The sequence below is a fragment of the Zunongwangia sp. genome, from assembly GCF_048269745.1.
In the GTDB taxonomy this organism is placed as follows: Bacteria; Bacteroidota; Bacteroidia; order Flavobacteriales; family Flavobacteriaceae; genus Zunongwangia.
On sequence record NZ_JBLXIB010000008.1, the window covers coordinates 19,601 to 36,890 of the forward strand.

Here is a 17,290-nt window from a genome sequence, read left to right on the forward strand (position 1 = left end):
TCAAAAAATAGATAAATTAGACGTAAAATATTGGCGAATAATAAAGAGCAGATGTTGGCAAAAACAGATTTAATTTATTTATTTTAAATATTTATATAAATAAAAAAGCTTTAGAAAATAATCCTGATTCAAGCTTGGTATCATCAAAAATTAAAATGGTAAAAAATAAATCAATACGAATAAGAAGGATCGTATTACTTCTAGGTACATTAATCTCCTTATATTTTGTTCCTTGGCCAATTGTAAAAGCTTGGATTTTGCCACTTCCAAGCACAGTTCAAGAGCAAGTAAATAAAGCAGGAAATTATGGCTTTGATGGTATTATTGTTTGTGTAAATAAAAAAGGAAATCAATCTAAATTATATACTTCGGGCTACAAAAACAGAGAAAATAAAATTCCAGCAGACCCCAATGCATTATTTAAAATTGCCAGTGTAAGTAAGTTGTATAATGCCGTGGCTATTGCCAAATTGGTACGAGACAAAAAATTATCATTAGACAAAACACTTGCTGATTATTTACCTGAATTGAACGGTAGAATAGAATATGCCGATAAAATAACTTTACGGATGTTGGTTATGCATAGAAGTGGTATTCCAAATTTTACAAATACCTATATGTATTGGGCTGCACCTAAAGAAACCTCTGAAGAACAACTTGCTTTGGTCTTGAACAAACCCGCCAATTTTAAACCTGATGAAGATTATGAATATTCTAATACAAATTACTTATTGCTTGGAAAAATAATGAATAGAGTTCTTGAATATGATAATTTCCAATACATTCAAGACAAAATTCTAAAGCCTTTGAATCTAAAACACACTTTTGGATCAATCCAAAATGTAAATATTGATGATGTGATGAGTGGTTATTACGTAGGTTATAATTCAGATTTAAAAACAGATAATATTGGCTCAATATTGGCAACAGCAGAAGATTTGAGTAAATTTATTCGAGCATTAAACGATGGTTCAGCATTTAGAGATCAAAAAGAACAAGAAATATATTCTTCTATTTATAAATATGGACACACGGGTTTAATACCAGGATACCAAACTATTGCAAAATACCATAAGAATATTGATGTTGTCGTGATACAATACACAAATACAGTAAATTTTGATGGCTATAATTGGAATATGTCAGAGATAATGTATAATCGAATAATTAAAATATTAAAAAAACAGCAAAAATAAGATGATCCATTAGTTGTAGCATTATATCCTGCCTATATTGTTTCAAAAACTTAAAAGTTTGGGATAATCTGTTCCCATAAAATGGACTTTTTACTGATTAGCCTTTTATCTGTTATTTTGTTTTAAATGGTATAAAAATTAATCTTATCTAAATAAAAAAATGAACTTTAAAAATATCTTTTCATTCCTAGCTATCGTTTCAGTATTTTTTGTTTCCTGTAAAGAAAACAAGAAAAATGAAGCTAATCCAGAAATAGAAAGTAATCAACAAACAATCGAAAGAAAAACTAAAAACAAGGATTCCTTAACTAAAAACGAAGAAACCGATACGCTAACAGAAAATGCGCAATATATTTGTTACACTTCCGATTCTAACAAATCTAAAAGAATTTGGATTGAATTTGACGATAAAAGCAGAGCAAAAAAAATAAAATATGAAGGTCAAAATAAAACTATTGCACTTAAATTCAAGAAAGAGGAATATAGTGAAGGTGGCGCGCATCCTACTATAACTAGTTACTACGATGAAATATATAATGGTAAAGTTAACGGAAAATATAAACTTATCCATTCGGGTGTTTGGGATTATGTAACCTATATCCGAGGAAAAGATGGTAAAGTCTTTAAGTACACCATCGATCATGATGAAGATCCATATGGTGATAAACCTTGTTTCTAGGTAATCGAAAAAAATCTACATAATAGTAAGCGGGGTATAATTTATAGTGTTTCTAAAAGCATCTTTATAATACGATTTTCAAAAACCACTAAATAAGAGATAGTTTTTTAGTTTTATGGCTTACATAAATCTATCTAATACTTTTAAATAGAGATATAATGTTATTTTAATTTGCCTCACAACTGGCTTATAGTACTTTTGTAGCCGTAATAATTTTGCAAACTATTGAAGATCTTGAAAACATCAAATAAATCTGTTTCACACCCCAATAGAAATATTCATTTTCAATTATTTATTTCATTTTTAAAAATAGGAAGTTTTATGTTTGGTGGCGGTTACGCGATGATTCCGCTGCTAGAAAAAGAACTTATCGAAAAGCGAAAATGGATTACTAGTGAAGATCTTTTAGAGATTATAGCTTTTTCCCAAATGACACCGGGTACCATAGCAATTAATACTGCAACACATATAGGAAACACTAAAGGAAAAGCCTTAGGAGGAGTCTTAGCTTCTTTAGGAATAATTATACCTTCATTAGTAATTATAACAACAATTTATTATTTAGCTGGTAGGCATTTTGAAAATGAAATTGTGCAAAAAGCTTTTACTGGGATCCGAGCTTGTTTATTTGTAATGATTTGTAAATCGGTTTACAAAATGATGAGGTCCGGAATAAAAGAAAGTATTGGTTATGTTCTATTTTTAATAGCAGTGCTTGCTTTATTTATGGAAGTACATCCCATACTAATAATAATTTGTGGGGGAATTGCAGGCTATATTCTAACCAAAATGAATAACACGAAAAAACAAAAAGGGTGAAAAATATAATCACATTAATATGGATTTTTTTCAAAATCGGGCTTTTTAGTTTTGGTGGAGGATTAGCTATGGTTCCATTGTTTATTGTTGAATTTGAGAAACATGGTTGGATGTCGAGTAATCAGTTTATGGATGTACTTTCCCTTGCTCAAATGACACCCGGAGCAATTGCTATGAACTCGGCTACATACGTAGGAAATAGCGTAGCAGGAATTCCTGGAGGTATTGCTGCAACTTTGGCTTTAGCATCTCCTTCAGTTATAATAATGCTATTGTTATCTAGATTTCTCATGAAATTTAAGAATCATCCTTTAAAAGAGGGAATTTTTAGTGGTTTAAAACCGGTTACAATGGCTCTTATTTTTTTTGCAGGATTACAAATCGCTCAAAATACATTTATCCAGAATAATATAGCTAATATTCATTGGAAAGTTATCTTTTTAGGAATAGGTATTGCTGCTATTCAATTCAAAATGAAAAAATTGAATCCTATATTTTTAATTATAATTTCTGGCATTGCAGGAATACTATTTCTGTAACTTTAATTATCAACTATCATTTTATATGAATTGGATTCTAGGTTTCTTTATCGTTTTAATTGCTATTTATCTTATAAATAACAAAATAAAGAAATCGAAAATTAACGCTACAAAAAAATCTTTAATAGAGAATTGGGGAAAACCAAAACAAGAAAAATACTTCAATTTCGATTTAATTGATCAATTTTTTAAAAATCATAAATCCGGTAAGAGCGTACATCAAAAAATATCCGATAGTACTTGGCTAGATTTGGATATGGATGAACTCTTCAAATTTTTAGATCGTACTACATCGAAAATTGGGCAACAATATCTTTATTACAAATTAAGAACCATCACTAATATTTCTGATTTAAAACAATTTGAAAAATTAACCGAAATATTTAAATCAAACCAAATTTTACGAATTAATGCTCAATTAGAATTATCAAAATTATCATCTAATAAAGCTTATTATCTGGAAGAAATATTCCATTCAAAAACTATAGAAAATACAGGGAAAATATGGTTATTTCGATCTCTTTCTATAGCTGTAATATCATTTATTATCTTATCCTTTTTTAATCCAATTGGGGTTTTATTTTTAATCCCATTATTCTTTATAAATCTTGTTTTTCATTATAAAAACAAGTCTTCTATCCAATTATACTTAAATGGCGTTAGTCAATTAACAACTGCTTATAAAGTAGCAAAAAACTTAAGTGCTTCTAAAGAAATTAATTCTTTCTATAAGAATTTCAATTGCCTAAAAAATATTAAATCTATCTTATCGAAGATTAGATTTATAGAATGGGAGAAAAAATTAGACAATGAATATGCGCTTCTATTTTGGTTTATTTCAGAAATAATAAAAATTACATTCAATATAGAACCAATTCTTTTTTATAATTTTCAAAAATCGCTAAAAAACAAAAAAGAAGATCTAACAGAACTTTTTCTATTAATTGGTGAAATAGACTCCGCAATATCTTGTGCCTCTCTACAAGTGAATACTTCTAAATATTGCAAACCAACTTTTAGTAACAAAAAAGCAGTTTTTGCTAAAGGCATCTACCACCCATTAATAGAAAATTGTGTAGCTAATAATCTAAAATTAACTAATACAAGTTTGCTATTAACAGGATCTAACATGTCGGGTAAAACAACCTTTATTAGGACATTTAGCATTAATGTAATTTTAGCACAAACATTAAATTTTGCGTTTGCTAAAAAATTAGAAATCCCTTTTTTCAAAATTTATTCATCAATTAGAATCTCTGATAGTTTAGTAAATAATACGAGCTATTATTTAGAAGAAGTTATTAGGATTAAATCCATAATAGACACATCGCAGAAAGAAGATTTCTGCTTATTTATATTAGATGAACTTTTTAAAGGAACTAATACTATAGAAAGAATCGCAGCAGGAAAAGCCATATTATCGTATTTAAATTCTAAAAATCATATTGTAATGGTTTCAACTCACGATTTAGAGCTAACCGATTTATTGAGGGATAAAAATTTCGATTTATATCATTTTTCAGAAACCATAAAAGATGAAGAATTAATTTTTGATCATAAAATCAAATCGGGAAAACCAAAAAATGGAAATGCTATTAAAATTTTAGAACTATATGATTACCCTTTTGAGATTTTGAAGGATGCAAGAAACTGATATTCTAATTACCTATATCAAGAAAGAACTATTGAATATACCGCTACAATGCTTAAAGATAAATATATTTTATAGAAGTTAATCTAATATTAAATCGAGTAGATCGATTGATGCATTAATTAAGATTCGATAAATTTGTTAAAAAATAATTATGGATTTAAAGAAAATTGGAAATACAGATTTAAAAACTCCACAAATTATGTTTGGTGGTAATGTTTTTGGATGGACTCTAGATGAAAAAGAATCTTTTAGAATGCTCGATGAACTTTTTGAAAAAGGATATCGATTTATAGATACTGCAGATGTATATTCTAGATGGGCTGAAGGTAATAACGGCGGAGAATCTGAATTAATTATTGGTAAATGGATGAAAGATCGGGGCGTTCGCGATAAAATAATCCTAGCCACTAAAGGAGGCGCAGATATGGGGCAAGGACAAAATGACATTTCAGAAAAACACCTTTTAAGTGCTGCTGAAGATTCTTTGCAACGATTACAAACCGATTATATTGATTTGTATTACACCCATTGGGATGATGAGAAAACTCCTGTTGAAGAAACTTTAGGGGCTTACCAAAAACTTATCCAAAAGGGATCAGTTAAATATATTGGTGCATCTAATTTAAGTGCTGCTCGTTTTAAAGAATCTATTGATGCAGCAAAAGATAAAGATTTACCAAAATATCAAATTTATCAGGGAGAATATAACTTGATGTCTAGAAATAAAATTGAAGGAGATATTTTAGATTTATGCCAAGATAACAATGTGAGTATTGCTACTTATTTTTCATTAGCAAGTGGTTTTTTAACCGGGAAATATCGGTCTAAAGATGATCTTGAAGGTCGGGACCGTAAAAATATGGTAAAAGATTATTTAAATGAACGAGGAAATAAGGTTTTAAAAACTTTAGATGAAATTTCTGAAGAACACAGTATTTCTAATGCAGGTGTAGCTTTAGCCTGGATTTTAAACCGTCCGGGAATTACTTCTGCTATAGCAAGTGCAACAAAATCTTCTCATTTAAAAGCTTTTGAAGAAGCTACTGCTACAAAATTATCTCAAACAGATATGGATAAATTAAATGCAGCTAGTAAACAAAAATAATGAATTTATATTTTCAATTTATAATATAAAAAAAGACCTCAATTTATGAGGTCTTTTTTTATACTCGTTAACTTATCTGCACTAACTTAATTTAGCTATAATTTCTGAAATTGATAAAGTTTCTTGTTCTCCGGTCTTCATATTTTTTAGAGTGTATGTTCCGGCTTTCATTTCTTCATCTCCAGCTAAAATTACAAACGGAATATTACGCTTATTCGCATAATTCATTTGTTTTTTCATCTTTGCAGCATCCGGAAAAACTTCGGCACTTATAGTTGCTTCTCGTAATTTTTGTAATCCTTTAAAGGCATATAATGCTTCTTTTTGACCAAAATTCACAAAAAGAATTTTCACATCTTCTTCTACAGAATTAGGAAACAAACCTAAATCTTCCATTACTAAGTAAATTCGGTCTAAACCAAATGATATTCCAACCCCACTTATATTTTTTAAACCGAAAATACTAGTTAAATCATCGTAACGACCTCCACCTCCAATAGATCCCATCTTCACACCTTCGGGAGCGGCTATTTCAAATATAGCTCCAGTATAATAATTAAGTCCACGAGCCAAAGTAACATCTAAATCAAGATTCGAAGTTTTTAAAGGCATTTCTGCTATGGCATTTTGAATAAACTCTAGTTCTTCAATTCCTTTTAACCCGCTTTCAGATGTAGCTAAAATTTCTTTTAAAGCTGTAATTTTTTCAGCAAAATCACCTTTTAAACCAAAAATAGGTTTAATTTTTTCAATAGCAGTATCCGAAATTCCTTTAGAAAGCATTTCAGTAACAACTCCTTCTTCTCCTATTTTATCTAGTTTATCTAAAGCTACTGTAAAATCGATTAATTTGTCGTGTTCTCCAATTACTTCTGCAAAACCAGATAAAATTTTTCGATTATTAATTTTTATAGTTACTCCTTCTAATTTTAAAGCTGAAAATACGGCATCGTACAATTGTACAAACTCTACTTCTTGCCATAAACTATCGCTGCCAACTACATCTGCGTCACATTGGTAAAATTCGCGAAAACGGCCTTTTTGTGGACGGTCTGCACGCCATACAGGTTGAATTTGATAGCGTTTAAACGGAAAGTTAATTTCATTTTGATGTTGGACTACGTAACGTGCAAAAGGCACTGTTAAATCGTAACGCAATGCTTTTTCAGAAATAGAATTAGTTAGTTGTAAGCTATCTTTCTCAGAATATGCTTTTTGATTTGCTTTCTTCAAATAATCTCCTGAATTCAAGATTTTGAATATTAACCTGTCCCCTTCTTCTCCATATTTTCCCATCAACGTGCTTAAATTCTCAAAACTAGGCGTTTCAATTTGCTGAAATCCGAATTTTTTGAATTCTGTTTGTATGGTAGTAAATATAAAGTTACGTTTGGCCACTTCTTGTGGTGCAAAATCTCTAGTTCCTTTTGGAATTGATGGTTTTTGTGCCATAGTATATTTCTGAAAAAACTCTTTTAAATTAGTCGAAATTAGATTGCAAATATCTTAATTTTTGGTTGAACGAAAACAATTTTACTTTTTTTAGTAACATTCTATTCAAAATGTAGTCTAATTGAACAGTTATTGAAATTTAAAACTATGTTTACACTCCTTAGAGAGAACATCAGTATAGCATTCGATTCTATTCGAGGACAACTATTACGAACTATTTTGACTGTTTTGATTATTGCAATCGGGATAACAGCTCTAGTAGGTATTCTTAGTGCAGTGGGCGCACTAGAAAATACCATAAGTGGTAATTTTGCTTCAATGGGAGCTAATACATTTAATATTCAGCAATACGATTTTACTTCGCAACGTGGCGATGAGATAAAAAAAGTAAATCCCATAATTTCTTATAGAGAAGTAAAATTATTTGAAAAAAACTATCAATATCCATACACTACTACGGCTATTTCATTTACAGGAACTTCTACTGCAGAAATTAAGTGGCAAAATGAAAAAACTGATCCAGAAATAAATGTATTAGGAGTTAACGAAAATTATATTACTAATTCTGGATTAACTGTAGAAACTGGTCGCGATTTCAACTATTTTGATATCCGAAATAATAATAATGTTGCAGTTGTTGGTGGTGATTTTGCTAAAGATAACGGGATTTTTAAAGGAAGCTCACCTTTAGGGAAGCAAATAAGTGTACGCGGTGCTAAATTTACTATAATTGGGATCTTGGAAGCAAAAGGATCTACTTTTAATAATAATGAAGATTTACGAGTACTTATTCCATTGCAGTATGCTCGTTCTATATTCAGTAGTCCAAATATTAATTACAATTTAAGTGTAAGAACCAGCGAAAAACAGTTTTTAGAAAGAGCACAAGATGAAGCCATTTTGACATTCCGAAATATTAGACATCTGCAACCAATACAAGAAAATAACTTTGGTTTAGAACGAAGTGATAGTTTATTAAACCAAATTTCAAAGCTTTCTAACTATTTAAATATTGCTGCTTGGACCATTTCTTTAATTACCATTTTTGGTTCTTCGATAGCACTTATGAATATTATGTTAGTATCTGTTACCGAAAGAACTAGAGAAATTGGTATCCGAAAAGCATTAGGAGCAAAAAAGAAAACAATCGCTGTTCAGTTTTTTATGGAAACATTAATTATTGGGCAATTTGGAGGAATAATTGGTACCATCTTCGGAGTATTAATCGGTATAGCAGTGTCTGCCTTAGCCGGATTTAATTTTACAACTCCATGGTTGGCTATGATTTCAGCAACAATTGTAACTTTATTAGTTGCTTTACTCTCTGGTTTATATCCGGCAATAAAAGCAGCCTCTCAAAACCCAATAGAATCACTTCGATATGAATAAAATATAAATAATATTCTATTAGTTTTATTTAAATAAACTGAAAACAGATTATTATACGGTATTAATTTTTTACAATATTATTGAAATATTGGTACAGCTCTCCTTTGGTTATAATTGCTCCTTGTTTAATTAAAGCAAAAATATCTTTATTTCGATCGTCACTAATTGCTTTTGTTGAAGTATAAATATTTACAGTATCATCCATTAAGTTGCTTCTTAACCAATTGTATCCATCTCTAGTGGTTACATCTATAGCTTCATTCTCTATTTTAATAGCAATTAAGTTGATAGTTGCAGTTGTAATATGAAATAGATAAATTTGATGTGCTGAAAAATGCTCTAAATGCTCTACTTTATTTAGTACACCTTCCCAAATTAAATCGCTAAAAACATCTAATTCCTGTTCAGCTACATCAGGTTTATTAATTTTAATATCTTCCCACTCTTCTGCAGTTATAGATTGGCTTGCCAAGAAATTAATAAATTCTTGGTGCATTTCTTCTAATTGTTCTTTAGTAAGTCTTGCGTATTTCATTTCAAAAAATTTTATAAAAAAAGCCCACTCAAAAGAGTAGGCTTTTCAAATATTATTATAGCTAATTAAGCTTCGCTAACAACATTAAAGGAAAGGTTTGAGATTACTTCACGGTGAAAACGTAAAGTAGCTTCGTATTGTCCTAATCTCTTAATATTACCACCTGCGATATTGATGAATTTCTTTTCAATATCTACTCCTGCTTTAGATAATGCTCCTGCAAGATCTGCATTAGTAATAGAACCAAATAATTTATCTCCAGCACCTGCTTTTGCAGTAAGTGAAATATCTAAATCATTTAATTTCTCAGCTTGTTTTTTAGCTTCGTCTATATGCTTTTGCTCTTTATAAGCTCTTTGCTTAAGTGTCTCAGCTAATACTTTTTTAGCTGATGGTGTAGCTAAATCAGCAAAACCATGAGGAATTAAAAAGTTACGACCGTAACCATTCTTTACAGTTACAACGTCATCTTTAAATCCTAAATTATCTACGTCTTTCTTAAGTATCAATTCCATTATTGCTTCTTTTTATTTTAATAAATCACCAACGTATGGCATTAATGCTAAATGACGTGCACGCTTAACAGCAACAGCCACTTTTCTTTGGTATTTTAAAGAAGTCCCAGTTAAACGACGAGGAAGTAATTTTCCTTGTTCGTTTACAAAACTCATTAAAAAGTCTGGATCTTTATAATCGATATATTTAATACCAGATCTTTTAAATCGACAGTACTTTTTAGTTTTTGTAGTTTCTATATTAAGAGGAGTTAGATATCTAATCTCTCCGTCTTTTTTTCCTTTTGCTTGTTGTTCAATAGATGTAGCCATACCTTACGCTTTTTCTTGAATTCTTTTTCTTCTTTTTTCTGCCCAGGCAACTGCATGCTTATCTAACTTCACAGTTAAATAACGCATCATTCGCTCGTCTCTTCTAAAAGCTAATTCTAGCGGCTCTATTACTTCTCCAGCAGCTTTGAATTCAAATAAGTGATAAAACCCACTTTTTTTGTGTTGGATTGGATATGCTAATTTTTTTAGTCCCCAATTCTCTTTTGATACCATCTCAGCTCCTTTAGAAACAAGAAATTCTTCGTATTTCTTAACTGTTTCCTTTATCTGATCATCAGATAAAACGGGATTCAAGATGAAAACAGTTTCATAATGATTCATAAAATTTATATTTTATTAAAATTGGCTGCAAAAATAACACTTTTTTTCTTATATTCAAACATTTTTTGTTTAAAATGAAAAACGGTTTAGTTTTGTTCAAGTAATAATGCTCTACCTTGCGTAGATTAATAATATTAGGTAATATTGTTACTAAAACTAGTAAACAACTGTGGAAGAAATTTTATTAAAATGTGCGGTAGTAGACGATTCTAGATTGCAACGACTTTCTATAGTGAAGTTAATTAAAGATCACCCCAATCTTAAATTAGTTGCAGAATATAATAACGCTATTGAAACAAAAAATGGGCTACTGGATATTGATATCGACTTGATATTTTTAGACATCGAAATGCCTATTCTCTCCGGGTTTGAATTATTAGATGGTCTACACAACCAACCACAAATTATTTTTGTTACCGGAAAAACAAAATATGCTTATAAAGCATTTGATTATAGTGCTACGGATTACATTCATAAACCCGTTAGAAAAGATAGGTTTAACGATGCTATCATCAAAGCATTAAATATGTATAAGCTTAAAAACCAAGCTACAACACCTGATGATGAAGATTTTATTTTCGTTAAAAGCAACCTAAAAAATAGAAAAATTTACCTAAACCGTTTAAAATATATACAAGCTTTAGGTGATTATGTAAAGTTTGTTACCGATGAAAATAATTTTGTGGTACTCTCTACTATGAAATCTTTCGAAGAAGAATTACCTAAAGATAAATTTATGCGTACTCATAAATCATATATCGTAAATTTAGATAAAGTAGAGCACTATAATAGTAAAAATATAGAAATAGACGGTGAACAACTACCACTAAGTAGGCATAAGAAGAAAGAACTTGCGGAGGCACTAAGTTCTATGTAGTTAAATAGGATCTACATTTACGATTACTCGAACACTTCGAAATACTGCTATCGAGTTAAAACTAATCAAAATTCTATCTATTATAGATTTTGTTTTCGATAGTGATTGCTTCTGAGGAATTTTTAACATTACGTTTTTGTAATATTCATTCCGTATACGTGCAACAGGAGGAAATTCTGGCCCTAATACATTTTGCTTGAATGAATTACGCATGGCTTTCGCTAACCATTCTGCAGCTTCATTAGTTTTATTATAATCTCTAGATTTTAAACTCAATTTAATAATACGATAGTAAGGAGGATACTTATAAGTATAACGCTCTTCCAACTGCTCCTTATACATCGACACATAATCATTTGTAGAAACTTGTTGTATAATTTGATGATGCGGATTATAACTTTGTATTAAAACTTTACCTCTTTTTTTGGTTCTTCCTGCCCTTCCGGCAACTTGCAGCATTAATTGAAAACTACGCTCATGCGCTCTAAAGTCTGGAAAATTTAATAAGTTATCTGCATTCATAACACCTACCAAATTTACATTCCTAAAATCCAACCCCTTAGTTAGCATTTGTGTTCCAACTAAAATATCGATTTCTAAATTCTCAAAAGCAGTTATAATTTTTTCATAACCATATTTTCCCCGAGTAGAATCCTGATCCATTCTACCAATTTTATGATCTGGGAACAGCGCTCTTAATTCAGTTTCAATTTGCTCAGTTCCAAATCCCTTTGTGGAAATATCCTCACTATGGCAAGCCATACAGCGTTTTTGCATTGCTATATTATACCCACAATAATGGCATCGTAATTGGTTGCTATGGCTGTGGTAAGTTAAACTAACGTCACAATTTGGGCATTGTGGCGAATGACCACAGGTGTTACACTCTAAAATTGGAGAGAACCCTCTTCTATTTTGAAATAAAATAACCTGTTCTCCTTCGGCTAATGTATTTTCGATTTCTTTTAATAAACGGTCGGAAAAATGATCTTTCATTCTTTTTTTCCGATGCTTCTCCTTAATATCTACAATTTCTATTTCAGGCATTAATACATTTCCATAACGTCTATTTAATTCTGCAAATCCATACTTACCATGTTCTGCATTAAAATAGGATTCCAAAGAAGGAGTAGCGGAGCCTAATATTGTTTTCGCTTTAAATTGATGACTTAAAACTATTGCTAAATCGCGAGCATGATAACGAGGTGCCGGATCGTATTGTTTAAAACTGGCTTCATGCTCTTCATCCACTACAATTAATTCCAGATTTTTAAAAGGTAAAAATATAGCAGAACGGGCTCCAATAACTACTTTGGGTTCTCCACTACTTTTTAAAACATTTTGATATACTTCAACCCTTTCATTCATAGAATATTTGCTGTGATATACTAAAATTTTATCGCCAAAATAATCTTGAAGCCGATTTATTAGCTGAGTAGTTAAGGCTATTTCAGGTAATAAATAAAGGGCTTGCTTTCCTTGATTAAGAACTTCTTCAATCAGTTTAAAATAAATCTCTGTTTTACCACTAGAGGTTACCCCGTGTAATAAGCATACACTTTTCTCTTGAAAAACGTTTTTTATTTGCTGAAAAGCATTTAACTGAAATTCATTAAATTCAATATGATTTCTCGTAATTTCAGCATCAAAATCCAGACGATCTTCATTTAAGTGGTACTCAATAAAAATTTCTTTTCGTAATAAACTTTTTAAAGTTGAAGAAGATGCTCCCGTACTTTTCAGTAAATTTTTAGCACTTACAGGCTTGGCTGTTTGGGCTTTTAAGGTAAAGAACTTAAGAATTATATCTCGTTGCTTAGGTGCTTTAGATAATTTATCTAATAATGAATGTAGTGCTTTTTCGGAATCGAATTCCGGATTCAGTTTAATATACCGAACTCGTTTTGGCTTATATTGCTCATAAATTTCTTGACTTAATACAATAATTTCTTTTGATAGTAACCGATTTAGAACAGGAAGAACTCGCTTTTTATCTAAAATAGACTCGACCTCTTTTATTTTTAAAGAAGATTGATTTTGAAGTGCTTCTATTACTAAAAACTCATCGTCTTTCAATTCAGATTCGTCAAATTCAGCATCCTTTTTTAACTGGACTATACTTTCACTTTCTAACATGAATGCACCAGGTAAAGCGGCGCGCATTACTTCGCCTTCTGTACATAAATAATAGGAAGAAATCCACCTCCAAAAGTTTAATTGTTCTTGGGTTACTATAGGGTATTCATCTAAAATCTGGCTAATAGGTTTTGCTTCGTAAACTTCCGGGGGTATTTGATGTAATTCTGCAACAATTCCGGTATAAATTTTTGATTTACCAAAAGGAACTGCAATTCGCATTCCCGGTTTTAAATATACCGATTCTGCTTCCGATATACTATACGTAAAACGTTTATCTAAAGGTAAAGGAAGGATTATGTTTACAAAATTAGGCATAGTAATGTTTAATTCTAAAAAATGGTAAAAATAAAAAACCATTCTCGATTTAAGAATGGTTTTTTACGTTATTAAAATTGATAATTTATTGTTGGCGATTCCACGTCATAGTTTTGTAGAAAAATGCCACATAACCACGTACTTTTAATTTATTTGGATTATCCTCGTCTAACCAAATTTTACATTTATATACTTTACCCGATTTAGGATTAATTAATTCACCTCCAGAATATTCTTTTCCATCTTTATGTAATCCGTAAATAAGTTCTAAGCCTTCAATTGGTTTATTCTTTTTTTCGCCTTCACAGTTTTTACAAATACGGTCTCGATGTTTCTCTTTAACTATCCGGTGTACTTTACCACAAACCTCTCCATCTTGTTTACTGAAAATCTTTATAATACAGTTTACACGCCCTTCGTCATTGGTCATTTCCCAATTACCAAAAATCTCTTGTGCCTGTGCAAAATTTACTACAAAGCAAAAAAGTAGAAAGGGTATTATTTTAAATAAATTATTCATTTTTATTTTTTCAATTTCCGAGCATCGCTTCTTTTAAATCATCTTCGGCTGGCTTATCGGACAACCAAATACCGAAAAGAGCTTCTTTAAATTCTTTTCCTTTAATCACTCCTTTTTTCTCGTTATTCTTTAATGCTACAACTCCTGTACCAGGTTTATAAACCAAATCAAAAATATCCCCTTTTTTGATCTCTTCTTTAAAAAATTCCATAAATGTTTTAATCTGGGTTGCTATAGGCTTTGTATCTCCTCCTGTTGAATTTTCAAAACCATCTTCTACTGCATTACTCATTTTTTCACTTGTTATTAATCGTGATACTATTTGTAACTTAATAGCCATTGGTTCTTCACTTTTAATAATAGCGTCTGCATCGGTACTTTTTTCTTCTAAATAAAGTCCTGCAACATATAAATCTATCCATAATTTTTCACGTACTCCCGCCCCATTTAATACTAAATTAGCATCTGCTGATTTATAATTTTTAGGAAAAGTAACTCCTCCTACTTCAACTTGCGCTGTTAAAGAAGCACAAAGACATAGGAATACCACTGTTAAAATTGATTTTTTCATAATATTTTATTGAGATTCCTAAGTTATTCAAAATTTTCTTTCAATTTTACTAAAGATGCGTTAAGTTCAAAACCTAACAATAAAATATTAGAATTTAACCAAATGTAAACCATCAAAATTAACAAAGCACCAATAGAACCATATAACTCATTATAATTACTGAAATTTTCGATATACAAGCCAAACAAAAAAGAAGAGACTAATATAAGTATTGTAGTAAAAAAAGCTCCTACCGAAAAAAAACGAGATTGTTTAGCTTCTTTGGTTCCAAAATAATAGAGTATAGCAACTACTGTATAAATTAGTGCTATAAATGAGATATAAGTTATAACAGAGGCTTTATCTATATAATTGCTAAAAGGGTTTTCACCTAACAAGCCTTCAATAGCATACTGAGAGTAAACAATTATCCCTACTGCTATTAGTAAAATAACCACTAAAAAAAGCGACACTCCTAATGCAACCAAATATTGTTTTATTATCGATCGGTTTACTTTAGTATGGTAAGAGAATTCAAAACCGGTAAATATTGCATTTACGCCATTGGTCATTAAAAAAATAGACAGAAAAAACGATAAGGATAATAAACCTCCTCGCTGTCTGGAAACAATGTCATTAAAAATTTCTCCAAAATAGCCTTGCGCCTCTGTAGGTAATAAAATGTCTACTAGAATTAAAAACTTAATCTTAAAATCGGCAATATCGATATAAGGAATTAGGTTAAAGACAAAAATAATGAATGGAAAAAGCGCCATAAAAAAACTATACGCAATAGAACTAGCCCGAGTAGAAAAAGTTCCTTTTATAATTCCATCGGAATATATTTTCCATAGATTATATAAAGAAAGTCCTTCTAAACCGGGCAATTTTATAGCACTGGTTGTTTTAATTAACCATTTTAAAAATGTGCTCGTATAGTTTCTTAATTGCTTTAAAATAGACATGTTTTTACATAGCTTTTAAGCTAAGATCCAAATTATAAACCGAATGTGTTAAAGCACCGCTCGAAATATAATCAACTCCACATTCTGCATATTTTCTAGCACTTTCTAAAGTTATTCCTCCACTAGATTCTGTTAAGCATTGGTCTCCTATAAGTTTTACGGCTTGCTTTGTTTCTGTGTAATTAAAATTATCAATCAAAATTCGGTAAATGCCACCTTCGTTTAAAATCTCTTTAATTTCTTGCATATCTCTTGCTTCCACTATAATTTTAAGGTCAAGATTATTTCTTTTTAAATAATCTTTAGTTTTTTGGATAGCTTTTGCAACACCTCCAGCAAAATCGATATGATTGTCTTTCAGCATTATCATATCGTACAATGCAAATCTATGATTTTCTCCCCCGCCAATTTTTACGGCCCATTTTTCAAGAGCTCGAATACCAGGGGTAGTTTTACGTGTATCTAAAATTTTTGTTCCTGTTCCTTCTAGTTTTTCAACAAACTCTTTAGTTTTAGTAGCAATAGCACTCATACGTTGCATACCATTCAAAACTAAACGTTCTGCTTTTAAAATAGATTGCGAAGCTCCTTCTACATAAAAAGCGACATCTCCATTTTTAATTGGAGCACCATCTTTTAATATAATTTCTAGCTTTAAATTAGGATCTACTTTTTCAAATACACGTTGTGCAAAAGCTACTCCTGCTAAAATACCGTTGTCTTTTACTAATAATTGAGCTTTTCCTTTGCTAGACGATGGAATACAGGCCAACGAGCTATGATCGCCCTCTCCAACATCTTCCCGAATAGCATTACTAATAATATTTTCAATTTCTTTATCGAATTGTGCTGCTGAGATCATTTGTTACTTATTTTTGTAAAAATAGGAAAGTATACGCTAAATAAAACGAATGACAATAAAATTACGCTGTATAGGAAAAACAGATAGTAAAGAATTACAAAAGCTTATCGACGTATATCTAAAACGGCTTCAGTTTTATACGAAGTTTGAATTAGAAATAATTCCGGATCTAAAAAAAGCAAAAAATTTAGATGAAAATCAGCAAAAAATTAAAGAAGGAGAACTTATTTTGAATAAAGTACAAGCTTCTGATTTTATAATTTTGCTTGATGAAAACGGAAAACAATATTCTTCAGAAGATTTTTCTGACTATCTTCAAAAGCGAATGAACAGCGGATTAAAACAACTTATATTTGTAATTGGAGGGCCTTATGGCTTCTCCGATGAAGTATACCAACGAGCCAATGCTAAAATATCATTATCTAAAATGACTTTTTCTCACCAAATGGTTCGTTTATTTGTAACCGAACAAATTTACAGAGGATTTACAATTTTAAAAAATGAACCTTATCACCATAAATAACA

General features: G+C 30.4%; 19 protein-coding genes. 9 read left to right on the top strand and 10 right to left on the bottom strand.

The features are described 5' to 3' along the window. Positions 1 to 155: 155 nt before the first annotated feature. The 6 genes from ACN0WI_RS10440 (at position 156) to ACN0WI_RS10465 (ending at position 5,992) form a co-directional block, all read left to right on the top strand. Positions 156 to 1,196 (top strand): serine hydrolase domain-containing protein, encoded by a 1,041-nt coding sequence (locus ACN0WI_RS10440; RefSeq protein ID WP_417886739.1) that lies wholly within the window; start codon positions 156 to 158, stop codon positions 1,194 to 1,196. Between the two features lie 160 nt (positions 1,197 to 1,356). Beyond that, positions 1,357 to 1,875 (top strand): hypothetical protein, encoded by a 519-nt coding sequence (locus tag ACN0WI_RS10445; RefSeq protein WP_417886740.1) that lies wholly within the window; start codon positions 1,357 to 1,359, stop codon positions 1,873 to 1,875. Between the two features lie 234 nt (positions 1,876 to 2,109). Further along, a complete protein-coding gene (locus tag ACN0WI_RS10450; protein ID WP_417886741.1) occupies positions 2,110 to 2,694 on the top strand; it encodes a chromate transporter in 585 nt (194 codons plus the stop codon). After that, positions 2,691 to 3,233, top strand: a complete 543-nt coding sequence (locus ACN0WI_RS10455; protein WP_417886742.1) for a chromate transporter — start codon at positions 2,691 to 2,693, stop codon at positions 3,231 to 3,233. The genes ACN0WI_RS10450 and ACN0WI_RS10455 overlap by 4 nt, the downstream gene beginning before the upstream one ends. A 25-nt stretch (positions 3,234 to 3,258) precedes the next feature. Continuing rightward, positions 3,259 to 4,887 (top strand): MutS-related protein, encoded by a 1,629-nt coding sequence (locus ACN0WI_RS10460; RefSeq protein ID WP_417886744.1) that lies wholly within the window; start codon positions 3,259 to 3,261, stop codon positions 4,885 to 4,887. Positions 4,888 to 5,038: 151 nt separating this feature from the next. Then, a complete protein-coding gene (locus ACN0WI_RS10465; protein WP_417886745.1) occupies positions 5,039 to 5,992 on the top strand; it encodes an aldo/keto reductase in 954 nt (317 codons plus the stop codon). Positions 5,993 to 6,073: 81 nt separating this feature from the next. Here ACN0WI_RS10465 and hisS read toward each other — a convergent pair whose 3' ends face one another. Then, on the bottom strand, positions 6,074 to 7,444 hold the full coding sequence (gene hisS / locus ACN0WI_RS10470; protein ID WP_417886746.1) for a histidine--tRNA ligase: 1,371 nt from the start codon (positions 7,442 to 7,444) through the stop codon (positions 6,074 to 6,076). Between the two features lie 147 nt (positions 7,445 to 7,591). Here hisS and ACN0WI_RS10475 point away from each other — a divergent pair, with 147 nt between their 5' ends. Further along, on the top strand, positions 7,592 to 8,833 hold the full coding sequence (locus tag ACN0WI_RS10475; RefSeq protein WP_417886747.1) for an ABC transporter permease: 1,242 nt from the start codon (positions 7,592 to 7,594) through the stop codon (positions 8,831 to 8,833). Positions 8,834 to 8,894: 61 nt separating this feature from the next. Here the strand turns inward: ACN0WI_RS10475 and ACN0WI_RS10480 are convergent, their stop codons facing one another. The 4 genes from ACN0WI_RS10480 to rpsF form a co-directional block, all read right to left on the bottom strand. Continuing rightward, entirely contained in the window at positions 8,895 to 9,368 is a 474-nt protein-coding gene (locus ACN0WI_RS10480) for a DUF6495 family protein (RefSeq protein WP_417886748.1), read from the bottom strand. A gap of 65 nt (positions 9,369 to 9,433) precedes the next feature. Next, positions 9,434 to 9,883: a 50S ribosomal protein L9 gene (gene rplI, locus ACN0WI_RS10485; protein ID WP_417886749.1), complete on the bottom strand. Its 450-nt coding sequence runs from the start codon at positions 9,881 to 9,883 to the stop codon at positions 9,434 to 9,436. A 12-nt stretch (positions 9,884 to 9,895) separates the two neighbouring features. Further along, positions 9,896 to 10,195: a 30S ribosomal protein S18 gene (gene rpsR / locus ACN0WI_RS10490; RefSeq protein ID WP_417886751.1), complete on the bottom strand. Its 300-nt coding sequence runs from the start codon at positions 10,193 to 10,195 to the stop codon at positions 9,896 to 9,898. Between the two features lie 3 nt (positions 10,196 to 10,198). Beyond that, on the bottom strand, positions 10,199 to 10,537 hold the full coding sequence (gene rpsF, locus ACN0WI_RS10495; RefSeq protein ID WP_417886752.1) for a 30S ribosomal protein S6: 339 nt from the start codon (positions 10,535 to 10,537) through the stop codon (positions 10,199 to 10,201). Between the two features lie 169 nt (positions 10,538 to 10,706). Here rpsF and ACN0WI_RS10500 point away from each other — a divergent pair, with 169 nt between their 5' ends. Further along, positions 10,707 to 11,414: a LytR/AlgR family response regulator transcription factor gene (locus tag ACN0WI_RS10500; RefSeq protein WP_417886754.1), complete on the top strand. Its 708-nt coding sequence runs from the start codon at positions 10,707 to 10,709 to the stop codon at positions 11,412 to 11,414. Here the strand turns inward: ACN0WI_RS10500 and priA are convergent, their stop codons facing one another. From priA to nadC, 5 genes are all read right to left on the bottom strand, one after another. After that, positions 11,415 to 13,868 carry a replication restart helicase PriA gene (gene priA / locus ACN0WI_RS10505; RefSeq protein WP_417886755.1) on the bottom strand — a complete coding sequence of 818 codons (2,454 nt, stop codon included), beginning with the start codon at positions 13,866 to 13,868 and terminating at the stop codon, positions 11,415 to 11,417. Positions 13,869 to 13,953: 85 nt separating this feature from the next. After that, on the bottom strand, positions 13,954 to 14,388 hold the full coding sequence (locus ACN0WI_RS10510; RefSeq protein WP_417886757.1) for a DUF2147 domain-containing protein: 435 nt from the start codon (positions 14,386 to 14,388) through the stop codon (positions 13,954 to 13,956). A gap of 10 nt (positions 14,389 to 14,398) precedes the next feature. Continuing rightward, entirely contained in the window at positions 14,399 to 14,959 is a 561-nt protein-coding gene (locus ACN0WI_RS10515; RefSeq protein ID WP_417886758.1) for a chalcone isomerase family protein, read from the bottom strand. Between the two features lie 23 nt (positions 14,960 to 14,982). Then, positions 14,983 to 15,903 (bottom strand): YihY/virulence factor BrkB family protein, encoded by a 921-nt coding sequence (locus ACN0WI_RS10520; RefSeq protein WP_417886759.1) that lies wholly within the window; start codon positions 15,901 to 15,903, stop codon positions 14,983 to 14,985. 4 nt (positions 15,904 to 15,907) lie between these two features. Further along, positions 15,908 to 16,765 (bottom strand): carboxylating nicotinate-nucleotide diphosphorylase, encoded by an 858-nt coding sequence (gene nadC / locus ACN0WI_RS10525; RefSeq protein ID WP_417886760.1) that lies wholly within the window; start codon positions 16,763 to 16,765, stop codon positions 15,908 to 15,910. A gap of 49 nt (positions 16,766 to 16,814) precedes the next feature. Here nadC and rlmH point away from each other — a divergent pair, with 49 nt between their 5' ends. Further along, positions 16,815 to 17,288 carry a 23S rRNA (pseudouridine(1915)-N(3))-methyltransferase RlmH gene (rlmH, locus tag ACN0WI_RS10530; RefSeq protein WP_417886761.1) on the top strand — a complete coding sequence of 158 codons (474 nt, stop codon included), beginning with the start codon at positions 16,815 to 16,817 and terminating at the stop codon, positions 17,286 to 17,288. Positions 17,289 to 17,290 lie beyond the last annotated feature (2 nt).